Genomic DNA, 22,346 nt, shown 5'->3' with positions numbered 1-22,346 from the left:
TCCACTGACGAAAAACTGAAATCTATGTTTCCGAGAATTGTATTTGTCTGGGTATTATGTGTCCCCGTATTATTATTTGCCCAGGAAAAAAAGATTAAAGGCACGGTACTGGATGACATGGGCCATCCGCTGCCAGGTATCAACGTGACCGTGAAAGGCAAACATCAGGGAGCCGTAACAGACAGTGCCGGAAGCTTCGGCATACTGGCGGCCAAAGGCGATGTATTGCGATTTTCCTCCGTTAATTATGAAGGAGATGAACAAACCATAGGAGATGGCAGCACTTATTTAATGGCCCTCCATTCCAAAGTAAGGACCATCAGCGACGTAGTGGTAGTCGGTTATGGCGTGCAACGTAAAAAAGACCTTACCGGTGCACTGACCTCTATCTCCACAAAAGATTTTAAAGACCAACCCATCACATCGGTCTCCCAAATATTACAGGGTCGTTCTGCGGGCGTACAGGTAACCTCCAATGCAGGGGCGCCCGGTGGGAATGTATCTGTAAGAATCAGGGGTAATAATTCGATAAAGGGAGACAACAATCCCTTGTATGTGATCGATGGCTTTGTGGGCGCCGACTATAGCACCCTCAATCCCGCAGATATCGAAAGTATGGAAGTCTTGAAAGACGCCTCTGCCACGGCTATTTATGGTAGTCGCGGTGCCAATGGGGTGGTACTCATTACAACCAAACGCGGTAAGCCCGGACAGTTGCAGGTGGATTTTTCTCCCCGTTTCTCTTCTTCCCGCGTAATTAAAAAACTGGATCTCCTCAATGCCGCTGATTTCGCCGAAACTGCCAATGCCAACGCAGCAGCCACTGGTACTTCTCCTATCTTCACCCCCGATCAGATTGCGCAATTCAGGAAAACAGGGGGCACCAACTGGCAAGACGAAATATTTCGCACCGCACCCACCCAGGAATACCAGTTGGGCATTAGCGGTGGTACGGACAAAACATCTTTCTATATCAGCGGTAACTACCTCGATCAGCAAGGGGTAATCATCAACTCTTACCTGAAAAGATATGCGTTCCGTAGTAACCTGCAATCGCAGCTCACGGATAAACTGAGCCTGCATCTCAACGTATCTGCAGCCAGACTCCAATCTTGTAATACCACCGGTAACCTGGGCCGCTTCTCACCAGTAACACAAGCGATCGCGTGGTCGCCCACCTTGCCTGTGTATGATGCGAAAGGAAATTACACGCTCAATGATCCAATCAGCTCTATTACCTACAATCCGGTAGCGATCGCGAAAGACCAGAGTATGCGCAACGATAATACCGCGGCCAACCTAATGCTCGGACTGCGTTATGAGTTCATTCCAGGACTGTCCCTCGATGTGTCTGGTGGCGTGAACTATACTAATGCCCAAGGCCGTAACTATACCGGTCCGGCAGTGAGCCAGAATTTACCTTCTGCCAGTCGCAGTTCTTTAGAAGGCATCGCCTTGCAGAGCACCAATAATCTTACCTATACGCATCTCTTTGGCACAGATCACCGTTTGACGCTAATGGGTGTTTTTGAAGTGCAGTCGTTTACTTCCAACGGATTTAATGCCAGTGGTAATAATCTCACGTACCCTTCTATGGAAGCTTACAACCTGGCCTTAGCAGCCACTTATGGCGTGGGAACCACCTATTCTAATTATTCGTTGTACTCTTATCTCGGTAGGGTGAACTACAGCTTCAAGGATAAATATTTACTGACCGCTTCTTTGCGTCGCGATGGTTCTTCCAAGTTCCAGGGCAACAACCAGTATAGCGTATTTCCTTCTGCCGGCGTGGCCTGGCGTTTGTCTGAAGAACCATTTATTAAGGCGCTCCATAAATTCGATAACCTGAAAATACGTGCAGGCTATGGTGTAACAGGTAACCAAGCCATCAATCCTTACCAAACACTGACCACTTATAGCAATGTGACAACCGCATTTACTACGGGCACGGTTACACCGGGCATTTTATTAGGCAATCCCGGTAACCCGAACCTGAAATGGGAAACCACTCGTCAGGCAGATATCGGAGTGGATGCGGACTTCCTGCAAAACAGATTGTCCGTATCAGCAGATTATTATGTGAAGAATACCAATAACCTGTTGTTATCAGTGGCGGTGCCAGCATATGCCGGCGGTGGATCTGTGTTGTCCAATGTAGGTAAGGTGCAAAATAAAGGTATCGAATTAACGGTGAGTGGTACACCTGTGATGACCAAAGACTTCAAATGGACCAGTTCTTTCAATTTCGCGGTGCTCAACAATACCGTGAAACAACTGGTACAAGGACAAGATACCTTGTTTACCGGTTCCAATGTAGGATCGGGATTATCCACTCAGTCGGAGTTTGTGCTGATCCCCGGACAACGTATGGGATCTTACTGGGGCCTCACTTACTTGGGTACTTGGAAGCCTAAAGATGCAGCAGATGCCGCCAAATTTGGCGCACAGCCAGGAGATGCCCGCTACCAAGACCTGGATGGCAATAACATTATCAATGGCGCCGACTACCATGTGATCGGTAACGGTCTGCCGAAATATTCTTGGGGCTGGAACAATAGCTTTACTTATAAAGGTCTTACCCTCAACATCTTCCTGCAATCCCTTTCCGGCTTCGATAAACTGGATTACACCTATGCCGCTGGTATCACCGCCAATTCGGATGTAAGACAAGCTACCATTGCGGATATCCGTAACCGTTATATCCCAGGTGTGAATGAAACATCGGATATTCCTGCTTTCAGCAAAACCAATAAGAATTATACCCTCAGTACACGTTTCCTGGAAAACGGCAGCTTTATACGTTTTAAGAATATTGGACTGAGCTATGAACTGCCGAAGTCGCTCTTGCACAGGCCTGGCATCACTGTATCGCTCAGTGGTACCAACCTGATTACCATCACTAAATACAAAGGCTTTGATCCTGAAACGAACAGCGTAACCTCCGGGGCAGGCGCAGATGTGAACCAGGGTATCGACTATGGTTCCTATCCAAATGCAAAAACAGTAACCCTGGGCTTCAACTTTAAATTCTAAAAAGATCGACCATGAAATATTTCGCAATTATATCGCTGTTGAGCGCGCTTACATTTTCCTCCTGCAATAAAACTTTGCAGGAAGACCCAAATGGGCAGCTCACCGGTGCAGGAGCAGTGAACAGTATCCCCGGATTGCAAGCAGCCGTGCTAGGGGCTTACCAGCCTTTAAAGAACGGCTATACATCTGGTTTTGCATCCTCCGCCATCGTTGCTGTGCTAATGGGTAGTGAAGACCTCACTACTCATCCAGCCAGTAATAAACAGGAGTTACGAGAGATGGACCAGTTTGCCGTTAATGCTACCAACAGTCGCATTAACGTGATTTGGTTGGGCTGCTATAAGGCCATACAGAATGCGAACAATGTGATTGCTAATTATACAAAAGTGAGCGGTGATCCTGCTGTCATCAATCCGTTGGCAGGGGAGGCCTATTTTATCCGGGCGTTCTCTTACTATTGGCTGGTAAGACTTTGGGGCAATATCCCATTGATTACCACTGCCGATTACAGCGCAGACGTGTATAATGTAAAAAAGAGTACCCCGCAGGATGTATATAAATTGATTGAAAGCGATCTGCAACAGGCAGAAAAAATGTTGTCCAATACAAAAGCTGCACCTGGAAGAGCGAATGCCGGCGCGGCCAAAGCGTTGTTGGCAGATGTATATCTCACGGAAGGCGGCTGGCCTATCAAAGATGCCTCCAAATATGCGCTGGCAGCGGCCAAAGCAAAAGAGGTGATTGACAATAAAGGCGCATATGGCTTTGATCTCGTACCTGATTTGGCACAACTGTGGTCTGGAACGCCTGCCAGCATTGGCACGCCAGAAGAAGTATTTGCTTTCCAGTTTTGTGCGAGCTGCGGTAATGGCAACAGTGTATATGGCAAATCATCTATGCCTTCAGACGAAGGTGGCTGGGACGACTATTTCACCGAAATTAATTTCTATAACAACTTCCCCGCTGGCAAAAGAAAAGATGTGACCTTCTATACATCCTTCAAAACATCTGCTGGTGTTATTAACTGGCAGAATGGTATCACCAAACATCCCTACTACAATAAGTTTCGCATCAATACGCCAACGCCTGGCTACCTTACTTCCAGCACCAATATGTCTACTCCGATTATCCGCTATGCACATGTGCTGCTGATTTTCGCGGAGGCGCAAGCCCGCGCTGGGGCTCCTTCCACAGATGCTTATGCTGCTATCAACAAGGTACGTGCGCGTGCAGGCCTTCCGGATCTGGCGAACCTGAGTGCTACTGATTTCGCGAATGAAGTAGTACAGGAGCGCAGTTGGGAATTTGCCGGCGAATATACCCGCTGGTTTGATCTGCAAAGACTAGAACTAGTGGAGAGTGCTAATGCCAATAAGGATGCTAGTGACTTACCGCCGCTGCGTCCTATCTCAAAAGCCAGTTATTGGCTGCCTATACCGTATGGAGATGCACAACTGAACCCTGGCATTAAATAAGAAGAGGATATAATTGATATGAGAGCTTTTTTGCTGACCATTTTTTTGTTGACGGGCGCCTGCTGTGGCTTTGCGCAGCAAGCCCGTCAGCGAATTCCCATCAACGATGGATGGACTTTTCGTTTTGCTTATGACGTAAGAAAGAATGCACCGGTACAACATGTACAGTTGCCACACACTTGGAATGCCAGTGATGTAGCCGCCGGTAAGATGGACTATTATCGTACTACCGGCATCTACACCCGGAAAATTCACCTGGAGCCGGCCTGGAAAGGCCGTCGCATATTCCTTTTCATGGAAGGGGCCAATGCGGTAGCAGAAGTATATGTCAACCAAAAACTTGTCACAGAACACAAAGGCGGATATACCGCTTTCTGCACGGAGATTACAGGATATTTGCAGGAGGGGGGAGACAGCCAGTTATCGATACAGGTGAGTAATGCATATCGCAACGATGTGTTGCCCTTATCAGGGGATTTCAACGTATACGGCGGCATTCACCGGCCAGTCTCGCTGATTGTAACAGGGCCAGATTGCATCACCCCGTTGGACTATGCATCGCCAGGCGTATATATTCAACAACAACATGTTTCGGCCTACGAAGCGCAGGTGCAAGTGACTACCAAACTATCCCTGAAACGGGCCACAGACCTGCAATTACGCACCATCATCACCGACGCCCAGCAAAAACAGGTGGCAACCCTAACAACTACTGTTGGACAGGATAGCATTATACGTCAGCCTCTCACTATGCAGCATCCACACTTGTGGAACGGTCGAAAAGACCCTTACCTCTACAAAGTAACGGTGCAGCTCATGCAAAATGGAAATGTGCTAGATGAAATCGTACAGCCGTTAGGGTTAAGATACTATGGAGTGGACCCCGACAAAGGTTTCTCTCTTAATGGTGTAAACACTGATCTACACGGCTTCGGATTGCATGAAGACGTTGCTGGTAAAGGCTCTGCCATGGACCATCAAGATCAACAAAAAGATATGCAACTGATAATGGAAGTAGGAGCCAATGCTATGCGCCTTACCCATTACCCGCATTCCAATTATTTCTATGAGCTGGCAGATACAAATGGCATCATACTGTGGACAGAAATACCACTGGTAGGCCCTGGGGGCTATAACGGTGCCGGCTATGTAAATAGCAACGGGTTACGTCAACAGGCCCGACAGGTACTCACGGAGCTGATTCGTCAGCAGTATAATCATCCGTCTATTTGCTTTTGGGGATTGTTTAATGAACTGAAGTTGGATTATGACGACCCGATTCCTTTTGTAGATACGCTCAATCAGTTGGCCAAATCAGAAGATCCGACCCGACTCACCACCTGCGCCTCTTTCCTCGATAATGGAAAATTCAACCAGAGCAGTGATGTCATCGCATGGAACAAATACTTTGGTTGGTATGGTGGCCGATTTGAAGAGATGGGAACTTGGGCGGATAGCCTCCATCATCTGTTCCCGCGCAAACCCATTGCGATAAGCGAATACGGGGCAGGCGCCAACATCGGCCAGCATACAGAAGTGTTACAAGCACCAGATCCCGGCGGTCCTTTTCATCCTGAAGAGTGGCAAACAGCTTACCATGAGAAAAACTGGGAAGAGCTGAGTCGCCGTCCTTTTATCTGGGGGAAATTTGTATGGGTCCTATGCGACTTCGGTTCCGCTATTCGAGAGGAAGGCAGTGTAAAAGCGCTGAACGACAAAGGACTGGTCACCTATGACCGCAGCATGCGGAAGGATGCCTTCTACTTCTATAAGGCCAACTGGAGTAATGAACCGGTATTGTATATCGCAGAGAGAAGAAATAATATTCGTAAACAAGAAAAAGCAAATATAAAAGTATTCACCAACGCTAACGCTGTAGAGCTGTTTGTAAATGGTAAGTCGATGGGAAAAGCCACCACCGATGCATTCAAAAGAGCCACTTGGCCGCAGGTGCCTTTACAGCCCGGAGAGAACCTTATTTCAGTCCGCGCTATCCGGAATGGGCAAGTGTTGAACGACAACTGCACCTGGCAGCGCAGCGATAATGCTACCACTTTATCACGATAAGACGTGAGTAATAATGATTATGGAATTAGTCAACAGCCGCTGGCTATCTAGTCGGCGGCCATTTTGAGAGATAGGAAAGTTCAATTTTTATCAATCATAAATACACTCGTATGAAAACACTTGCAACACTGTTGTGCGCACTCATCCTCTTTGCATCCTGTAAGAGGGATGTCCTTGAACTACAAAAGCTAAATGGCCGATCGACCGCCGTTTTAGGGGTTAGTCCTGGTGGTACTACCTATTATGTGGACCCCAATGGTAGTGATACGGCTAATGGAACTAGTACAACTTCCGCTTGGCAAACCCTTGCCAGAGTGGATTCTATGATCTTCCAGCCGGGCGATAAGATTCTCTTCCTTGCTGGTGGGGTATGGGCAGGTCAGCTCGCTCCAAAAGGATCTGGTTCTGCAGCAGCCCCTATTATCATCGACCAGTATGGCACCGGTAATCAGCCACGCATTGACGGTGGCGGCGTTTCCAACAATTTCGCGACCGTGCTACTCAGTAATCAATCTTACTGGGAAATCAATAACTTGGAAGTGACTAACACAGCGATTGCCGGCGCTGGTTTGGCATTGACTGGGATCAAAGTGGCAGCCATGGATTCCAGCTTGGCTTGTACCCATGTGTACATCAAAAACTGCTATGTGCATGATGTGAATGCTACCGGTTACGGTACTACGAATTACAATAAGGCATCTGGTGGTATCCTGGTGAGTGGTACTTTCAATGATGCACTGGTACAGAACTGCCATGTAAAAAACTGCGCGGTAGAAGGGATACGTACTACTTACACTAATAACTTGTCCACTAATGTAGTATTCGATGGCAACCTGTTGGAAAATATTTATGGCGATGGTATGGTAATGTCTTCTGTTGCTGGAGGCGCAAAAATGACCAATAATACAGTGGTAAACGCTTGTATCACCAATGCAGCCAACTTTGCCGGTATCTGGACATACAGAAGTCATGGTACCCTTGTTGCCAATAATGAAGTATATGGCCTTACTGGTGGTATGAATGACGGTCAACCTTTTGATGCCGATATCAATACCAAAGGGGATATCTTCGAATACAACTATTCCCACGACAATAGCCGTGGATTCATGCTCTTTATGCCGGATGCAGACAGTATCATTGTGCGTTACAATGTGAGTGCAAACGATACCAAGGGTGGTAGTAAAGTATTTAATTATACCTCTACCAAAACCACCAACCAAATTTATAACAACGTCTTTTACATGACCAACAATGCGACTTATTTCTTCCAGACGAAATTTATCGGATTGTTTGCCAATAACATCGTTTACAGCAGCGGTACAATTACTAATTTTTCGCAAAATGCGATGGATGCCACTGCGAGGTTCGTCAATAACTGTTTCTATCCTTCCGCCAATGTGCTTACTACCAACTGGGGTGGATATCAGAGCAATAATATTACTAGTAATCCCTTGTTTGTTAGTCCTACTACTTATAGCATTGGTCGCAGTACTGCATCAGCTTTCAATTTGCAGAATACCTCGCCTTGTTACAATGCGGGCGCAGTGATGGCGGGCAATGGGGGCGTGGATTTTGCTGGTAATGCTTTACCGATTACGTCTCCAGATATGGGTGCATTCCAACATGCCGTGTCTGGTACATCTACCGTTACCATTGCAGATGCTTATGTGCGCGATGGAACTTATGCAACCACTAACTATGGTACAGCTACCTCGCTGGTGGTGAAGTCGGACGCTACCTCCTATAACAGGAAGGCCTATATGAAATTTGACCTTTCTACATTGGGTGTATCGCATGTTAGTTCCGCATTGCTGAGCGTATATGCCAATAGTGTGAATACTTCGCCTACCCGTACCATTTCCGTGTATGCGACTACTACCAGCAGTTGGAGCGAATCGGGTATCACCTGGAATAATGCCCCAATGGATACCACGCTGATAGGTACTTTCACCGTTACCTCCACCGGTACTTATACCCTGGATATTACGCAAAACGCTAATAACATATTGTCATCCAGCAATAAAATTGTTTCCTTGCTGCTGATGAATGCAGGGCCGGCTGATTCAAAAGGAGATGTAAGTTTCAATAGTAGAGAAGCTAGTACGAATATGCCGAGCATTGTGGTGGCCTATTAATAAGGTTATTCTTAAAATTCAAGCTCCCTGGCGACATTTGTTGCCAGGGATTTTTATTTCTTCGTGGTTTGTATCGCTTCCTAACTATCGCAGTGGTGTGCATTACATTAGCATAAGCCCGAGCTATCCGTTTCTCCTATACTCACAATTCTTAACCCAAACCCCTATTTATGAGCAAATACATCATCCCTTTTTTGCTGTTGAGTGCTATGATATTTTCTGCCTGCAATAAAGAGCAGCACAGCACATCCGGTAATAATGCAGTGACACCTGCCACTAACATGCAAACAGCCGATCATAAGGACCAAGTTCTTACCCCTGTAGGCTGGGTGGCTAAAACGCAAGTACATCATATTGAAACAGGAGAATACCTGAGTGGTGAAGGTAATCGTCTTCGCAGGTATGATCGCAATGGAAAGGTGTTGGAAGATTATGGTGCTATGGAGCAGAATGCCAGGCAGACGCCGTTCTATCCAGACAATTCAAAAGGAAAAGGTGTACTCCCACTGGGTTCCGGCTGGATCACCTACACTTACTGGACCAACAATAGCGCTTCTGCGATTTCCTACTTTAATACCAATTGGACCGTGCCACCTGCTCCGGCTGTGAATTCCGGTCAGACCATCTTCCTTTTCAATGGTATACAGAATTCAGATCACATCCTCCAACCAGTATTGCAGTGGGGGCCATCTGCTGCTGGTGGCGGCGCTTATTGGGCTATTGCCAACTGGTATGTAGGTAATAGTGCCATCTACAGTAATTTAATCCGTGTGAGTCCAGGTACGAATTTACAAGGATTAATGACGCTACTCAGTGGTGGTAGCAGTACTGGTAGTTATAAATCGGCCTTCGTTGGGTATTCTTCCATTGATTTGAATGTTTATAATATTCCCACTTTATACTGGGCTGCGGAATCCCTGGAAGCATACGGCGTGGCTACCTGCTCTAACTATCCAAACACCACTAGTACAAGGCTCAGTGGTATTGACCTGAGAGTGGGCGGCGTACAAGCGCCATTATCATGGTCAGTGGCCAATGCGGTTACCGACTGCGGCCAGCACGCTAATGTGGTTAGCCAGGGTACACCTAATGGCATTGTAGATATTTATTATTGATTAACCAGAAACGGTGTCGGGCGACGAAAGCAACCGCTGGATATCCTGGCGGTTGCTTTTTATTATTGGCACATCGTAAGTTGAGTTTCCTGACAAAATTGTAAATAAATAGGGGAAACGACTGATATTTTGACACGTGTCTCCAGAAATATACCAATCGGTATATTTTTCGTACCTTGTTTAAAATGTAGGAATCATGTCAAAAGCCGAAAAAACTAAGGCATTTATTATTGAGAAATGCGCTCCTGTATTCAATAAAAGGGGATACGCAGGAACATCCCTAACGGACATAGAAGCAGCAACCGGCCTTACAAAAGGGGCCTTGTACGGGAATTTTCGGGATAAGAATGACATCGCAAAGGAGGCATATCACTTTAGCGTCGGTTGCTTGAAACAGCGATACATGGCGCATGTTAAGAGCGATCAAAATGCCTATAACAAACTCATCGCATTTACAGAATATTACCGGCATGACTGGAAGAAATTTCTCCAGGAAGGCGGGTGCCCTATTCAGAATGCAGCAGTGGAATCTAACGCCGACCTTCGGTTTTTAAGACCTCATGTTCAAAAGAGTATAAAAGGATGGGCGGGATTTCTTGCAGACATTATTGAAGAAGGTAAGGAGACACGGGTCCTTAAACCTGTAAATGCGCATGAATATGCGTTTATGATCATCATGGTGCTAGAAGGAGGAATTATGCTTGCTAAGGTGATGAACAATCACGCGTATCTATGGCAAGCCTTGGATAGGCTGGTTAAAATAATAAATGAGGAATTAAAGCGATAAATCCGGCATTGACATATTTCGCTGCTATTATTTTATACAATAAGAAGGAGCTGAATTATGACAGATTTATTTTCTGAAACAATAATAGGAGCTATTGACAAAGTTAAAAGCTCCGTCGTTAAAATTGAACGAGTAGAAGCGGTTAACGGTAAGGATAGGATTACAGGAACCGGCTCTGGTTTTTTATATTCCTCAGATGGGTATCTCTTTACCAATAGTCACGTAGTCCATGGAGCAAAACGCCTTCGCGTAGTATTGCATGACGGTGATTTTCATGAAGCGGAACTCATCGGAGAAGATCCTTCCAATGACTTGGCTATTTTGAAAATATCAGCCTCCGATTTTACGCCCGCAGTGTTGGGGGATTCCACCAAATTAAGGATAGGAGAGCTGGTCGTCGCGATTGGTAACCCGATGGGATTTCAGCATACCGTTACGCATGGCATCGTGAGTGCCCTTGGCCGCTCGCTGAGAAGCGAAGCAGGTAACCTGATGGATAGCATGATACAAACAGATGCGGCGCTGAACCCAGGCAACTCTGGCGGCCCACTCATCAATGCCGAAGGCGAAGTGATTGGCGTGAATACCGCCATGATACAAGGTGCTCAAAGTATATGCTTTGCGATCAGTATCAATACCGCTAAAGAAATTGCTTACCAGTTAATGAAGTTTGGGAAAGTTCGTAGAGCCTATCTGGGCTTAGTGCTCCAACAGATTGAACTGGTTCCAAAATTAAAAGCATACCATCATTTGATAAACAAAAGCGCTCTTTTTGTAACGCAAGTCGAGAAAGGGAGTCCGGCGGATAAAGCCGGCATCCTGTCTGGCGACATCTTAGTGTCGTTCAGCGATAAAATGGTGCAGACTTCTGATGAACTGTTTAAAATGTTGACGGAAGACAAAATTGGGTCTTTCTATTTTACAGAAGTGATCAGGGGAAATCATAAACAAGAATTGAGAATTACACCATCTGAAAAATAAGACCAGCAATGGTTGGTACATGAAAAGGTCGGAGATTCACTCCGACCTTTTTCTTTTTTAATGGTGGCCAATATTTTAATGACAAGGTACTGGTTCCGCCATATACTGTAGACTCAGCGATTCCAAGGTTGTACTGGCTTGTTGTAAGTGTGCTTTCAGCTTATCTGTAGCAGCAGTGATAGTATCTGCTAATTGTTGGTAATATGCGATACCTTCGTTTAAGTTTTGGAAAAACGTAGTGTAGTATTTCTTTCTTTTTGACACCTGATCCGACTGACTGTCCTGCTCCAATTGCTCTTTCAAGTAAGCAACATATAACCGCAATTCCCCAATAAATACATGTGGTCTTTCACTGTTCTGCAAGATATTGGTGCGGCCGTATATGTGATCCGTCATGGTTTGCAGCGAAACGATCTTAGAGAAATTGACAATATTCGGGCCTGGGCAAACGGTTACCGCCTTCAATGTTCTGACGAAAGGCTCATTATAAAGAATAGCAGCGGAATTACTCAATCCAACGCATAAGCATTCCTTTTCCAAAACACTCTCCAGTTGCCTTTTGTATTCGTCCGTTGGTAAATTGAGCGATTGCAGTTGAGCGATCTTTAATTGCTGGTATTTATGAGAGGCCGTACAAATGGGCTCGGAAGTAAATTCCGTATTAAAAGAGAGGTGTTTCTCAGTGCAAGGATTTCCTGGCTTACCTTTAGCGATGCGTGATAATCTTTCATCTTCGGCCGAAGTGCCTTTCAGGTAATGGAATCGGGCGCCTAAAGGAGAGCTGTTACTGAGTACCACCTCTTTTTCCGTAGCAGCGCATAGCTTTTGAAGCGTCTCCTCATCAACGGTCGTAGCTTCAGGTACCAGTAGGAAAGGAGTGCCCCATCCTGTAGCGGCCATATCATATTGATTGCGGAGGAATTCATCCTCTTCGTAGGTGCCTATACCACCTTGTACAGAGTACTTTAATGCTGGAGGGGCAGTTATCTCCCGACCATTTTTCCGCATCACTGCCGCCTTGTACAGGTCAAACAAGGAAGCGATTAATTCTTGCTTATTAGATTTAAATTCTTCCAGGATAGGGCCTAGCAGGTATCCTTCCGTCGCAAATGCGTGTCCGCCGCAATTCAAGCCAGATTCAATCCTGAATTCGCTCACCCAAATGCCTTTTTTAGCCAAGTATTTCCCTTGGATGAGGGCAGAACGGTAATCACTCACTTTCACGATTACCTTTTTCTTAAAATTACCTGTCTCATCTGCATCAAACTGGCTACAGTTTTCCAAATAGTTGTACAGCTTAGGGTCCATACCGGCAGAGAATACCACAGACGAATCAGTAAGGTCGCTATTGGCATACCCCTTTAATGCAGTGATGGGGTCTACCGTTTTCGTCATGATATTTACATCAATAGCGCCAGGTTGAATTTGTGTGCGTAATAGGGCTTGTAGGTCCATTTGTTCCGCTGCATTGGTGGCCTGTTGCATCTTTTTGTACAGTTGCTTTACCATGGAGCCTTCTGGCAGCATTTCAAAGTACTTTACAATTTCGGAACCTTTTTCAAAGGCTGCTTTTCTCAATTTATCTACTTGCCCTTGTACTATGGTATTTACCAGGTTCAGGTAATCGGTGATCCGCTTCTCGCGGTAGTTCTCTTCATGGACAGTGATAGGTGTATACTCCTGGTTGATGATAGGATAGTAATGCTTTCTCATCATTTCCACCAGCCTGTCTTCCACAATTGATATAACTGACGAGATGCCAAATCGTGCTACTTTGATCGGACTATCGATCGTATAAGCTAATCCCATTACCGGGATATGAAATGTATGCATATAACTTATTTAATTTCTCTTCTCCATAAATGTTTTTTGCCAAATCCCAGTTGACTGTCCGTCATCTTTAAGGCAGTGAGCCGGATCGTGTATGCCTTTCCGTTGATGGCTCATGCCATTGGGATTTTGCGATGTTCCAGGAAACCGGTGATCGTTGTATTCATTGATTCTCTAATTGCCTTAAAGCAGATTCATGGAGCAAATATATCTATTCAGGACAAAATTGTCCTGAATTATTTTTAATTAAGAAAAATTTAAGTTTTAGCGTCCTGGAATGGGCAATTCATGTAATTTAGATGCTCAAAATAAATTTCATGTTTTCAAAGGCGACAGAATACGCATTACGGGCTACTATATATATAGCGCAGCATACTACGGAGGATAGTAAATGCCGTATTGATGATATTGCCCGTGGCATAGATGCGCCTGTTTCCTTTACCGCCAAGATTTTGCAGGCTTTGCGGAAGGATGAAAAGGTGATCAACTCCATTTCTGGCCCTAACGGCGGATTCTATATCACTGACAAGTGCCGTAAAAAGCCTGTGCGCGCCATCCTCGACGCCATGGGAGAAGGGGAGGTGCTAGAGAAATGTGTACTGGGATTGAAGAAGTGCTCGAATACCAGTCCTTGCCCTATGCACAGCGATTATAAAGAGATCAAGAAGAAATTATTAAGGCTGTTCGAAGACAGAACGATCCAAGACCTGGCGGATGATAAGGGTATGTTCCTGAAACTGGGTAAAAAGTAGCCACTAGTGCTGTATTTAAGTATTTGCTTAAATACACAAATATGCCTACTTTTATGATTATGGAAAGGGGAAATACATGTATCCGGGAGCAGGCAAACCCAATACAGATAAATGAATGCCGGAAAAAGGTAGCGGACAATGAAGCCGCTTTTGCCCAATTATCTGGTACTTTATCGCTAGCAGGCAACGATGTACGGTTAAAAATCCTATACTTACTCGAAGAGGAAAAGGAGCTTTGTCCCTGTGATTTAAGCGATATTTTAGGCATGAGCATACCCGCTATCTCTCAACATCTGCGAAAATTGAAAGATGGTAACATGGTTACTTCCCGGAAAGCAGGACAAACTATTTTCTATTCCATCAAACCTGCCTATTTGAAGTTGTTGCGTGGGTTTTTTAAAATCATCGATCAAGTAGAAACAGTATGAAGAACGGAAAGAATAGCAAAGTTTTGCTAGGTTCAGGACTGTTATTGGCGTTTACGTCCTCCCTCTGCTGTATTGTGCCGCTATTGGCCATCTTGGGCGGCGCAGGCGGAACAATGGCTGCATTTAGTTGGGCAGCGCCGCTTCGGCCTTATTTACTCGCTGCAACAGCGGTAGTATTGGCATTTGCATTCTATCAGGCATATAAGCCAAAGCCTAAAGATGCCTGTGGGTGCGTGGAAGAGAAGAAAAGCTGGTTACAATCAAAATCCTTTCTCTGGATAGTGACGGTTGTTTCCATCTTATTGTCTGCCTTCCCTTATTATGAAAAGTATTTCCATTCGCAGGCCCAAGCGCAAACAAAGATAGCTGGAAATGAAAGCCATATCCAGCAAGCAACATTACATATAGCTGGTATGAGTTGTGACGCCTGTGAAGGCCATGTAAACAATGCATTACTGCAAAAGAAAGGAGTTATACAGGCTAAAACCTTTTATGCCAAAGGTATTTCGATGGTGACATACGACAGTACGCAGGTATCCATCCAGCAATTGGCTACTACTATCGAAGATGAAACCGGCTATAAAGTACTGCCTTAAGTATCCCACCTAGATTAAAATGAATATGATGGAATTGAAATCAATTATAACCTGTCCGAAATGTGGGCATCAAAAGGAGGAAATCATGCCAACCAATGCCTGCCAATATTTCTATGTATGTGAAAATTGCCACGAACGGCTTAAACCGCTGGCGGGCGACTGTTGTGTATACTGCAGTTATGGTACCGTGAAGTGTCCGCCGATGCAAGAAGGAAATTGTTGCTGTTGTTAAAAAATACTGATAATGGTAACCACTTTACAAGTAAAAGATAAAAGCGACTCTGGCAAGGCTATTAAGATAGCTCCTTTTCGAAAAGAAATCAGGAAAACGACGCCGCATAAGCATAATAACTACTTTGAGATATTGTACCTTTCACAAGGCAACGGTTACCATTATATTGATTCCAGAAAGTTCCAGGTGGCGCCGCCGGTGATGTATTTCATTCGAAAAGACCAGGTGCATTATTGGGAACTGGACAGCGAACCAGATGGATATGTCATAATCATCAAGAAGGCGTTTATAGAAAAGAGCCTGGATAATGAACTCAAAGCTTTATTTACACAACTTAGCAAGGAGAGTTGCGTCTTCCTAAAAGATGATGCCACCACTCAAATGCTCTTTCAATTACTTACGGAAACCAACAAAAAGGAAGGTACATATACTTTCCACATGACGGAAGGACTGCTGAAAGCATTGCTGGCGCACGTGTTGGAGGATGTAAAGAAATTTAGCGGCCATGTGGAGATAACATCTAATTTGTACCAATCATTTCTCTCGCTGCTCAGTGCGGAACAAACCGTAAAAAATAAAGTACACCATTACGCGGAATTGCTGCGTACTTCTCCTCAGAATTTAAATGCTGCCTGTCGCAAAGCAGTGGATCAATCTTCAGAAGAGGTGTTGTCTGAATTCATTATCAGCGAAGCAAAACGTTTATTGCTGTACACAGATAATACGATTGCTGAAATTTCCTTTCTCCTCGATTTCAATGACCCCTCGCATTTTGTGAAATATTTCAAGCGCAAAACGGAGCAAACTCCTCTTGCCTTCAGGAAAAACGGTTAGTACCACGAAATTTTCAATTATACCGTTAGATACCAAAGAATTGTATGAAATTTGTTATGTAGATACGTTTGGCCCTGTAGACAGGATTAAGGATCAGCCTGGCACTCTTCATCTCTTTTATTTTTCATAGATAAAAGTAACGATGCTATGCATACACCCCTCCATGGTGAGCCTAATATCAATGCGCGTCACAGTCGAAGAAACTTTATTGAAAACGGCCTGAAAGTAACGGTTGTTTCGGGTATGCTGGGGATAGGTCTTTTACCCGGCTGTAAGGATAAGGGAAAAGAAGAAGAGGAAATAAGTCCGCCAGAGGACCTTATGCGTGAGCACGGTATCTTAAACCGGGTTTTATTGGTATACGATCATTTCCTACAAATGCTGGCCTCCAATGAGCAAATTAATCCCCAACTGATTACGGATGCCGCTGGCATTATCCGAACTTTTATAGAAGAGTACCATGAGAAACAAGAGGAGGATTTTTTATTTCCTCGTTTTGAAAAAGCCCATCAATTGACAGACCTGGTGCAGGTATTAAAAACACAGCACCAACAAGGGCGTGTTATTACAGACCAGTTGCTCCAACTGGGCAAGCAACCGCAAATAACAACGGAAGAGAATAAACGAAAACTGAATAGTCTGCTGACATCCTTTAATCGTATGTACCGGCCTCATGAAGCCCGGGAGGATACTGTATTGTTCCCCGCATTGAGGGGAATCGTCAGCAAACATGAGTTTGACAGTCTGGGTGAAGATTTTGAAAAGCGGGAACACCAGCTCTTCGGAGAGGGAGGATTCGAAACCTTTGTAGACAAGGTTGCCAAAGTAGAGCAGCAATTGGGCATTTATGATTTGGCACAGTTTACTCCTAAACTATAGGCCGTCATCACCATTCAAACCGTTTGCTATGAAAAGCGAAAGCCAACCATTAGGTTATTCCTATTTGTTGATTCGCCTGATCCCAGGCCTTGTATTCTTATCGGAAGGAATACAGAAATTCCTACTACCAGTAGATCTTGGGCCCGGACGTTTTGAAAAGATAGGCTTCCCGCAGCCAGAATTCTGGGCATACTTTACCGCTTGTTTTGAGATAATATGTGGCTTACTGTTAATTATTGGGTTATTAGTCCGACTCGCAACAATCCCCTTGCTGATAGTGATGATCGTGGCATTTATTGCTACGAAAGTACCCATATTGGAGCAAAAAGGATTTTGGGCGATGGCGCACGAATACCGGACTGATTTTGCGATGACCATGATATTGATCTTTCTTTTGATCAATGGCGCCGGGAAGTTTTCTATGGACCATCGATTGGCGCGAATGAAGAGAAAACGAATGTTCAATCGTCTGAGGTGATGGAAGGAGGGCGCAGCGCTTGCATGCTATATTAATACCATTCTATTTTCAAATATACCATAAAACGATAGTTATATTTGCAATATTTGCGCTCGTAACCATTGGGCAGGGAGAGAGGGGATGTAGATTCCATCTCTCTACTATTTTTACCCTGTTACTACCATCCGATGAATTTTAAATCAACGAATATGTACAGCCTGCCGTTGAGGCTATTTTTATGTTTCGTTTGCCTGATAGGCTTTAGGGAGACGACATTCGCTCAATCCTCAGCGGCTACTTCGCTGAAGGAGTTGTTGCAACTAGCAGAAAATAACTATCCATTATTAAAATCCAAAGCATGGGAAGTAAAAGCGTCACAAAAGGCGATCAATGCCAGTAAGAGTTCCCTAATACCTTCTCTGGATGCGGCCTACCAAGTAAATTATGCCACTTATAACAACATCACTGGCATGGCATATCCCACCTACCTGGTACCTATTAGCGGCCCTCCAGCCACGGCAAATCACTATGATGGTGTATTCGGCAGTGCCACTAGTTTGCTGTTAAACTGGCAACCGATTACCTTCGGACAGCGTGCCTCTCAGGTGGATTTTTCCATAGCTGGTGCGCAATATGCGAAAGCCGATGCGGGCAACGAGATCTTTCAGCATAAGATAAAGGTGATCAATTCCTACCTGGATATCCTCACTGCGATGGAAATGGAGAAAGTATTTGAGGAAAACGTTGTTCGCACGGATGCGAATTTAACAGTGGCCAGAACATTGGTTGTAAGTGGTATCAAGCCAGGTGTAGATACCGCCCTCCTGAAAGCAGAAATGTCCAGAGCCAGGGTGGAGTTACTGAACAGCCGTAAATATAAAGAACAGGCTATCATTACGCTTTCGCAGTTGCTTGCAACAGATAACACTCCTGTACTGACTGATACCAGTTACTTCACGCGACTCCCCGAAGCGTATGTACCTGCTGATACCGCAAAAAATCCATTGCTTTCCTTGTATGCCACCAATATTGAGTTGAGCAAAGCCCGTAAAAAAGTACTAGGTAAAACAACGATGCCAACACTCGGTATGTGGGGGACTGCCTATGCGAGAGGCTCTGGCGTTGATTATAACGGTAATGTGAAATCCACTGAGGGTCTTGCTTTCCAACGATATAATTATGGTCTTGGCTTGCAGTTAAGCATACCTATTTTACAATTTGCAAAAATAAGATCTCAGGTGCAGCAGCAGGATTTGCTGATCAGATCCAACGAGGAAAAATTGAATGAGATATCATTGCAGGTGAGGAAACAGAATGAGCTGGCTGATACCACACTCAGCACCGCTTTAATGGTGTCTAAAGAAACACCGCTGTATTTTGAATCTGCTAATTTTTCATACAAAGCCATGCAATCCCGCTATCAGTCGGGGTTAGCGAATTTTGCTGATTTGATGCAGGCACAGTATGCATTGGTGAAAGCGGCTACTGATAATAAAACAGCGTATATGGCTGTATGGAAGGCGCTATTGTATAAGGCCGCTGTGAGTGGCGATCTGAATTTATTCTTAAACCAGGTTAAGTAGCAAGGTTATGATCCGATTAATAGCGATGGCATTGCGTAGACCATTGGCAGTTGTAGTGGCCTTTATTGGGATTGTCTTTTTTTCATGGCTCAGTATTAAAAACATGAAAATCGACATCTTTCCGAAAATGGGAACGCCTACTATTTATGTGGCCCAGCCCTATGGAGGCCTTTCTCCTGAACAGATGGAAGGGTTTATTACTTCTTATTATGAATACCATTTTCTGTATGTCACCGGCGTGAAATTCGTAGAATCCAAATCGATTCAAGGTGCTGCTATTATCAAAATACAGTTCAATGAAGGTACAGATATGAGTCAGGCGATGGGAGAGGTAGTTGGTTATGTAAACCGCGCCCGTGCCTTTATGCCACCAGGAACCGTGCCTCCATTTGTTACCCGCTTTGATGCAGGGAGCGTTCCGGTAGGACAGTTGGTATTTACTTCGGAAACGCGCTCCCTTGGCGAAATACAAGACCTGGCCTTGTTCAAAGTCAGACCAATGTTTTCCACTTTGCCTGGGGTATCGGCTCCGCCACCATTTGGTGGTAACCAGAAAACGGTTATTATAAAAGTAGATCCAGAGAAAATAAGGAATTACAATCTTTCCCCGGACGAGGTCGTGCAAGCCCTGGCCAAATCCAATAGTATCACACCGGCAGGTAATATCAGGCAAGAAGATCAGATGCTGATTACTTCACAGAATGCGGTGGTTGAAAATGTGAAAGAGCTGGAGAATGTGCCCTTGAAACTGGGAGCGGGTCCTGCAGTGTACATCCGGGATATTGGCAATGTAGAACTAGGCGCTGATGTAACTACCAGTTATGCCCTGATCAATGGAAAACGCTCCGTGTATATCCCTGTTACCAAACGGGCCGATGCCGCCACCTGGGATGTAGTGCAACGAGTAAAAGCGGCCTTGCCAGATATGCAGGCTGCTGTTCCAGATGATATTAAAGTCACCTATTCTTTTGATCAGTCAGGCTATGTGATCAATTCATTGAGAAGTCTGACCACAGAGGGAATCCTGGGAGCGCTACTGACGGGATTGATGGTATTGCTCTTTTTACAAGACTTACGTGGCGCCTTGATCGTGGTAATTACTATTCCACTGGCCTTATTGTCTGCCATCATCGGTCTAAAAATATTTGGCCAAACGCTGAATGTAATGACATTGGGAGGCTTGGCGTTGGCCATTGGTATTTTGGTGGATGAATCCACTGTGACGATTGAAAACATACACCATCACCAGGAATTAGGAAAATCAAAAGCAAAGGCGATCTGGGATGCCTGTCGGGAGATAGCATTACCTAAATTGCTGATCCTCCTTTGTGTATTGGCGGTATTTGTACCTGCCCTATTTATGTCGGGTATTCCCGGCGCGATGTTCCTGCCTTTATCACTGGCAGTAGGCTTTGCGATGATAGCCTCCTTTATTCTTTCGCAGACCGTGGTACCTGTTTTTGCGCATTGGTTGCTGAAAGATCGAATCCAGGGAGGAGAAGCCAATGCCGCGAATCGCTTTAATCGTTTTCGCTCCCGCTATGAAGCATGGCTGCAACGCTTTGTAAAACGATCTTCCTGGACAACGCCCGTATATCTCGTATTAACAATAGGATTAACAGGGATTGGTTTTTATTTCCTAGGTACGGAGATATTCCCTAAAACAGATGCAGGCCAAGCGCAGGTGCGCTTAAGGTTGCCTGCAGGAACCCGTGTGGAAAGAACAGAGGCCGCCACTCAGCAATTATTGCACCTGGCCGATAGCATTACAAAAGGGCAAGTTGAAATTAGTTCTGCATTTATAGGGGTACAACCTTCTAGTTACCCAGTGAATCTTATCCACCTCTGGACCAGCGGACCACATGAATCCGTGACAAAATTAAAGCTGAAGCATGGTACCGGCATTGCCATAGAAGGCTTTAAAGAGGTATTGCGGGAGGCTGTCAAAAAGGATATGCCAACAGCCATGCTATCTTTTGAACCGGGTGATATGGTGGAACAAGTAGTAAATATGGGTACTGCCAATCCTATTGAGATTGCCATCATGGGAAAGAATCTTTCTCAAAGTCGTAAGATTGCTGAGGCGCTAAATAAGAAATTGCAAGGAATTGCCTACTTACGGGATGTACAGATTGCCACGCCATTAGAATATCCAGGCATTAAACTGAACATCGATAGAATTAAAGCGGGGCAGTTGGGATTAACGGTGGATCAGATTACTAAGTCAACCGTAGCGGCTACTTCTTCCAGTCGCTTTACGCAGCCAAACTATTGGCTCGACAAAAACACAGGTACTGCCTACCAGGTTCAGGTAGAATATCCGCAGTATAGGGTCAATAACAGTGATGAATTGGGATTAGTACCAGTGGCTGCAGGTGTATATTTGCGGGATGTGACTACCTCCCAAAAAACAACCTCTCCAGGGGAGTATGATCGTATCAACCAACAGCGTTATATCACGCTCACGGCAAATATTTACAAAAAGGATGTAGGCTCGGCTATAAACGCAGTTAAAAAGGAAATTGCTGCCCTAGGAGAGCTGCCGCAGGGGGTAAAGATTATGCTCCGTGGCCAAGCAGATTTGCTTACTCAAACCATGAATGAGTTGGAAACGGGCCTGTTGATTGCGATTGTGGTGATCTTCCTGATGTTGACTGTCAATTTCCAGTCATTCCGCTTATCATTGGCGGTATTATCTGTAGTACCCGCAGTGATTGCAGGGGCACTTTTAATGTTATTGTTAACGGGACAGTCGCTGAACATACAATCCTACATGGGAACCATCATGGCGGTGGGTGTGGCGGTAGCCAATGCTATTCTTTTGATTACTAACGGGGAAGTATATAGGAAACAATCGAAGCCAGGATTTGCTGTAACAGGCGCCACAAACAGGTTACGTCCCATATTGATGACCAGCATGGCGATGATTGCAGGTATGATTCCCATGGCAATCGGATTCACGGAAGGGGGCGATCAGACGGCGCCGCTGGGCATTGCAGTAATAGGAGGATTATTGTTTTCTACTATTAGCACCTTAATTTTCCTGCCAGCTATTTACACAGGAATAATGGGCAAGAAAGGCTACCATAGCCCGTCTTTGCATCCAGAGGATAAGGATAGCAGGTATTATGAAGCAAACAATGAACAAGATTTTCTATAAAA

At 45.0% G+C, this 22,346-nt stretch carries 17 protein-coding genes; 16 read left to right on the top strand and 1 reads right to left on the bottom strand.

What is annotated here, in order from left to right:
* The first annotated feature begins 24 nt into the window (after positions 1-24).
* The 7 genes from JO154_RS25780 (at position 25) to JO154_RS25750 (ending at position 11,593) form a co-directional block, all read left to right on the top strand.
* Positions 25-3,033 (top strand): TonB-dependent receptor, encoded by a 3,009-nt coding sequence (locus JO154_RS25780; protein WP_291951923.1) that lies wholly within the window; start codon positions 25-27, stop codon positions 3,031-3,033.
* An 11-nt stretch (positions 3,034-3,044) separates the two neighbouring features.
* Positions 3,045-4,508 carry a RagB/SusD family nutrient uptake outer membrane protein gene (locus tag JO154_RS25775; RefSeq protein WP_291951919.1) on the top strand — a complete coding sequence of 488 codons (1,464 nt, stop codon included), beginning with the start codon at positions 3,045-3,047 and terminating at the stop codon, positions 4,506-4,508.
* An 18-nt stretch (positions 4,509-4,526) separates the two neighbouring features.
* Positions 4,527-6,575 carry a glycoside hydrolase family 2 TIM barrel-domain containing protein gene (locus JO154_RS25770; RefSeq protein WP_291951916.1) on the top strand — a complete coding sequence of 683 codons (2,049 nt, stop codon included), beginning with the start codon at positions 4,527-4,529 and terminating at the stop codon, positions 6,573-6,575.
* Between the two features lie 110 nt (positions 6,576-6,685).
* The gene (locus tag JO154_RS25765) at positions 6,686-8,710 is read left to right on the top strand and encodes a DNRLRE domain-containing protein (protein ID WP_291951913.1); all 2,025 of its coding nucleotides are present in this window, start codon (positions 6,686-6,688) and stop codon (positions 8,708-8,710) included.
* A 170-nt stretch (positions 8,711-8,880) separates the two neighbouring features.
* Positions 8,881-9,825: a hypothetical protein gene (locus JO154_RS25760; protein ID WP_291951910.1), complete on the top strand. Its 945-nt coding sequence runs from the start codon at positions 8,881-8,883 to the stop codon at positions 9,823-9,825.
* Between the two features lie 196 nt (positions 9,826-10,021).
* Positions 10,022-10,612, top strand: coding sequence for a TetR/AcrR family transcriptional regulator (locus JO154_RS25755; RefSeq protein WP_291951907.1), 591 nt, complete (start codon positions 10,022-10,024; stop codon positions 10,610-10,612).
* A 57-nt stretch (positions 10,613-10,669) separates the two neighbouring features.
* Positions 10,670-11,593: a trypsin-like peptidase domain-containing protein gene (locus JO154_RS25750; protein ID WP_291951905.1), complete on the top strand. Its 924-nt coding sequence runs from the start codon at positions 10,670-10,672 to the stop codon at positions 11,591-11,593.
* A 75-nt stretch (positions 11,594-11,668) separates the two neighbouring features.
* Here JO154_RS25750 and JO154_RS25745 read toward each other — a convergent pair whose 3' ends face one another.
* Positions 11,669-13,426, bottom strand: coding sequence for a hypothetical protein (locus tag JO154_RS25745; protein ID WP_291951902.1), 1,758 nt, complete (start codon positions 13,424-13,426; stop codon positions 11,669-11,671).
* Between the two features lie 314 nt (positions 13,427-13,740).
* On the opposite strand from JO154_RS25745, the gene JO154_RS25740 reads away from it, so the two are divergent.
* The 9 genes from JO154_RS25740 to JO154_RS25700 all read left to right on the top strand — a co-directional run bounded on the left by JO154_RS25740 (position 13,741) and on the right by JO154_RS25700 (position 22,344).
* A complete protein-coding gene (locus JO154_RS25740; RefSeq protein WP_291951899.1) occupies positions 13,741-14,175 on the top strand; it encodes an Rrf2 family transcriptional regulator in 435 nt (144 codons plus the stop codon).
* A 41-nt stretch (positions 14,176-14,216) separates the two neighbouring features.
* Positions 14,217-14,603, top strand: coding sequence for a metalloregulator ArsR/SmtB family transcription factor (locus JO154_RS25735; RefSeq protein WP_291951896.1), 387 nt, complete (start codon positions 14,217-14,219; stop codon positions 14,601-14,603).
* Positions 14,600-15,199, top strand: a complete 600-nt coding sequence (gene merTP / locus JO154_RS25730) for a mercuric transport protein MerTP (RefSeq protein WP_291951892.1) — start codon at positions 14,600-14,602, stop codon at positions 15,197-15,199. The genes JO154_RS25735 and merTP overlap by 4 nt, the downstream gene beginning before the upstream one ends.
* A 19-nt stretch (positions 15,200-15,218) precedes the next feature.
* The gene (locus tag JO154_RS25725; RefSeq protein ID WP_366935606.1) at positions 15,219-15,431 is read left to right on the top strand and encodes a GDCCVxC domain-containing (seleno)protein; all 213 of its coding nucleotides are present in this window, start codon (positions 15,219-15,221) and stop codon (positions 15,429-15,431) included.
* A 12-nt stretch (positions 15,432-15,443) separates the two neighbouring features.
* Complete coding sequence (locus JO154_RS25720; protein WP_291951885.1) at positions 15,444-16,265, top strand: helix-turn-helix domain-containing protein; 822 nt, start codon at positions 15,444-15,446, stop codon at positions 16,263-16,265.
* 147 nt (positions 16,266-16,412) lie between these two features.
* The gene (locus JO154_RS25715) at positions 16,413-17,144 is read left to right on the top strand and encodes a hemerythrin domain-containing protein (RefSeq protein ID WP_291951883.1); all 732 of its coding nucleotides are present in this window, start codon (positions 16,413-16,415) and stop codon (positions 17,142-17,144) included.
* A gap of 28 nt (positions 17,145-17,172) precedes the next feature.
* Entirely contained in the window at positions 17,173-17,622 is a 450-nt protein-coding gene (locus JO154_RS25710; protein WP_291951880.1) for a DoxX family protein, read from the top strand.
* A gap of 167 nt (positions 17,623-17,789) precedes the next feature.
* Positions 17,790-19,184, top strand: coding sequence for a TolC family protein (locus JO154_RS25705; protein ID WP_291951877.1), 1,395 nt, complete (start codon positions 17,790-17,792; stop codon positions 19,182-19,184).
* 7 nt (positions 19,185-19,191) lie between these two features.
* Positions 19,192-22,344 (top strand): efflux RND transporter permease subunit, encoded by a 3,153-nt coding sequence (locus tag JO154_RS25700; protein WP_291951874.1) that lies wholly within the window; start codon positions 19,192-19,194, stop codon positions 22,342-22,344.
* Positions 22,345-22,346 lie beyond the last annotated feature (2 nt).

Origin of the sequence: Chitinophaga sp., from assembly GCF_019236475.1 — a bacterium.
GTDB lineage: Bacteria > Bacteroidota > Bacteroidia > Chitinophagales > Chitinophagaceae > Chitinophaga.
Note: the sequence above shows the minus strand (reverse complement) of the source record. Positions and strands in the feature narration are given on the sequence as shown.

Excerpts from the sequence above, each read along its gene's own strand:
- JO154_RS25780 (WP_291951923.1), top strand. The coding sequence starts at position 25 with ATGTTTCCGAGAATTGTATTTGTCTGGGTATTATGTGTCCCCGTATTA.
- JO154_RS25775 (WP_291951919.1), top strand. The coding sequence starts at position 3,045 with ATGAAATATTTCGCAATTATATCGCTGTTGAGCGCGCTTACATTTTCC.
- JO154_RS25770 (WP_291951916.1), top strand. The coding sequence starts at position 4,527 with ATGAGAGCTTTTTTGCTGACCATTTTTTTGTTGACGGGCGCCTGCTGT.
- JO154_RS25765 (WP_291951913.1), top strand. The coding sequence starts at position 6,686 with ATGAAAACACTTGCAACACTGTTGTGCGCACTCATCCTCTTTGCATCC.
- JO154_RS25760 (WP_291951910.1), top strand. The coding sequence starts at position 8,881 with ATGAGCAAATACATCATCCCTTTTTTGCTGTTGAGTGCTATGATATTT.
- JO154_RS25755 (WP_291951907.1), top strand. The coding sequence starts at position 10,022 with ATGTCAAAAGCCGAAAAAACTAAGGCATTTATTATTGAGAAATGCGCT.
- JO154_RS25750 (WP_291951905.1), top strand. The coding sequence starts at position 10,670 with ATGACAGATTTATTTTCTGAAACAATAATAGGAGCTATTGACAAAGTT.
- JO154_RS25745 (WP_291951902.1), bottom strand. The coding sequence starts at position 13,426 with ATGCATACATTTCATATCCCGGTAATGGGATTAGCTTATACGATCGAT.
- JO154_RS25740 (WP_291951899.1), top strand. The coding sequence starts at position 13,741 with ATGTTTTCAAAGGCGACAGAATACGCATTACGGGCTACTATATATATA.
- JO154_RS25735 (WP_291951896.1), top strand. The coding sequence starts at position 14,217 with ATGCCTACTTTTATGATTATGGAAAGGGGAAATACATGTATCCGGGAG.
- merTP (WP_291951892.1), top strand. The coding sequence starts at position 14,600 with ATGAAGAACGGAAAGAATAGCAAAGTTTTGCTAGGTTCAGGACTGTTA.
- JO154_RS25725 (WP_366935606.1), top strand. The coding sequence starts at position 15,219 with ATGAATATGATGGAATTGAAATCAATTATAACCTGTCCGAAATGTGGG.
- JO154_RS25720 (WP_291951885.1), top strand. The coding sequence starts at position 15,444 with ATGGTAACCACTTTACAAGTAAAAGATAAAAGCGACTCTGGCAAGGCT.
- JO154_RS25715 (WP_291951883.1), top strand. The coding sequence starts at position 16,413 with ATGCATACACCCCTCCATGGTGAGCCTAATATCAATGCGCGTCACAGT.
- JO154_RS25710 (WP_291951880.1), top strand. The coding sequence starts at position 17,173 with ATGAAAAGCGAAAGCCAACCATTAGGTTATTCCTATTTGTTGATTCGC.
- JO154_RS25705 (WP_291951877.1), top strand. The coding sequence starts at position 17,790 with ATGAATTTTAAATCAACGAATATGTACAGCCTGCCGTTGAGGCTATTT.
- JO154_RS25700 (WP_291951874.1), top strand. The coding sequence starts at position 19,192 with ATGATCCGATTAATAGCGATGGCATTGCGTAGACCATTGGCAGTTGTA.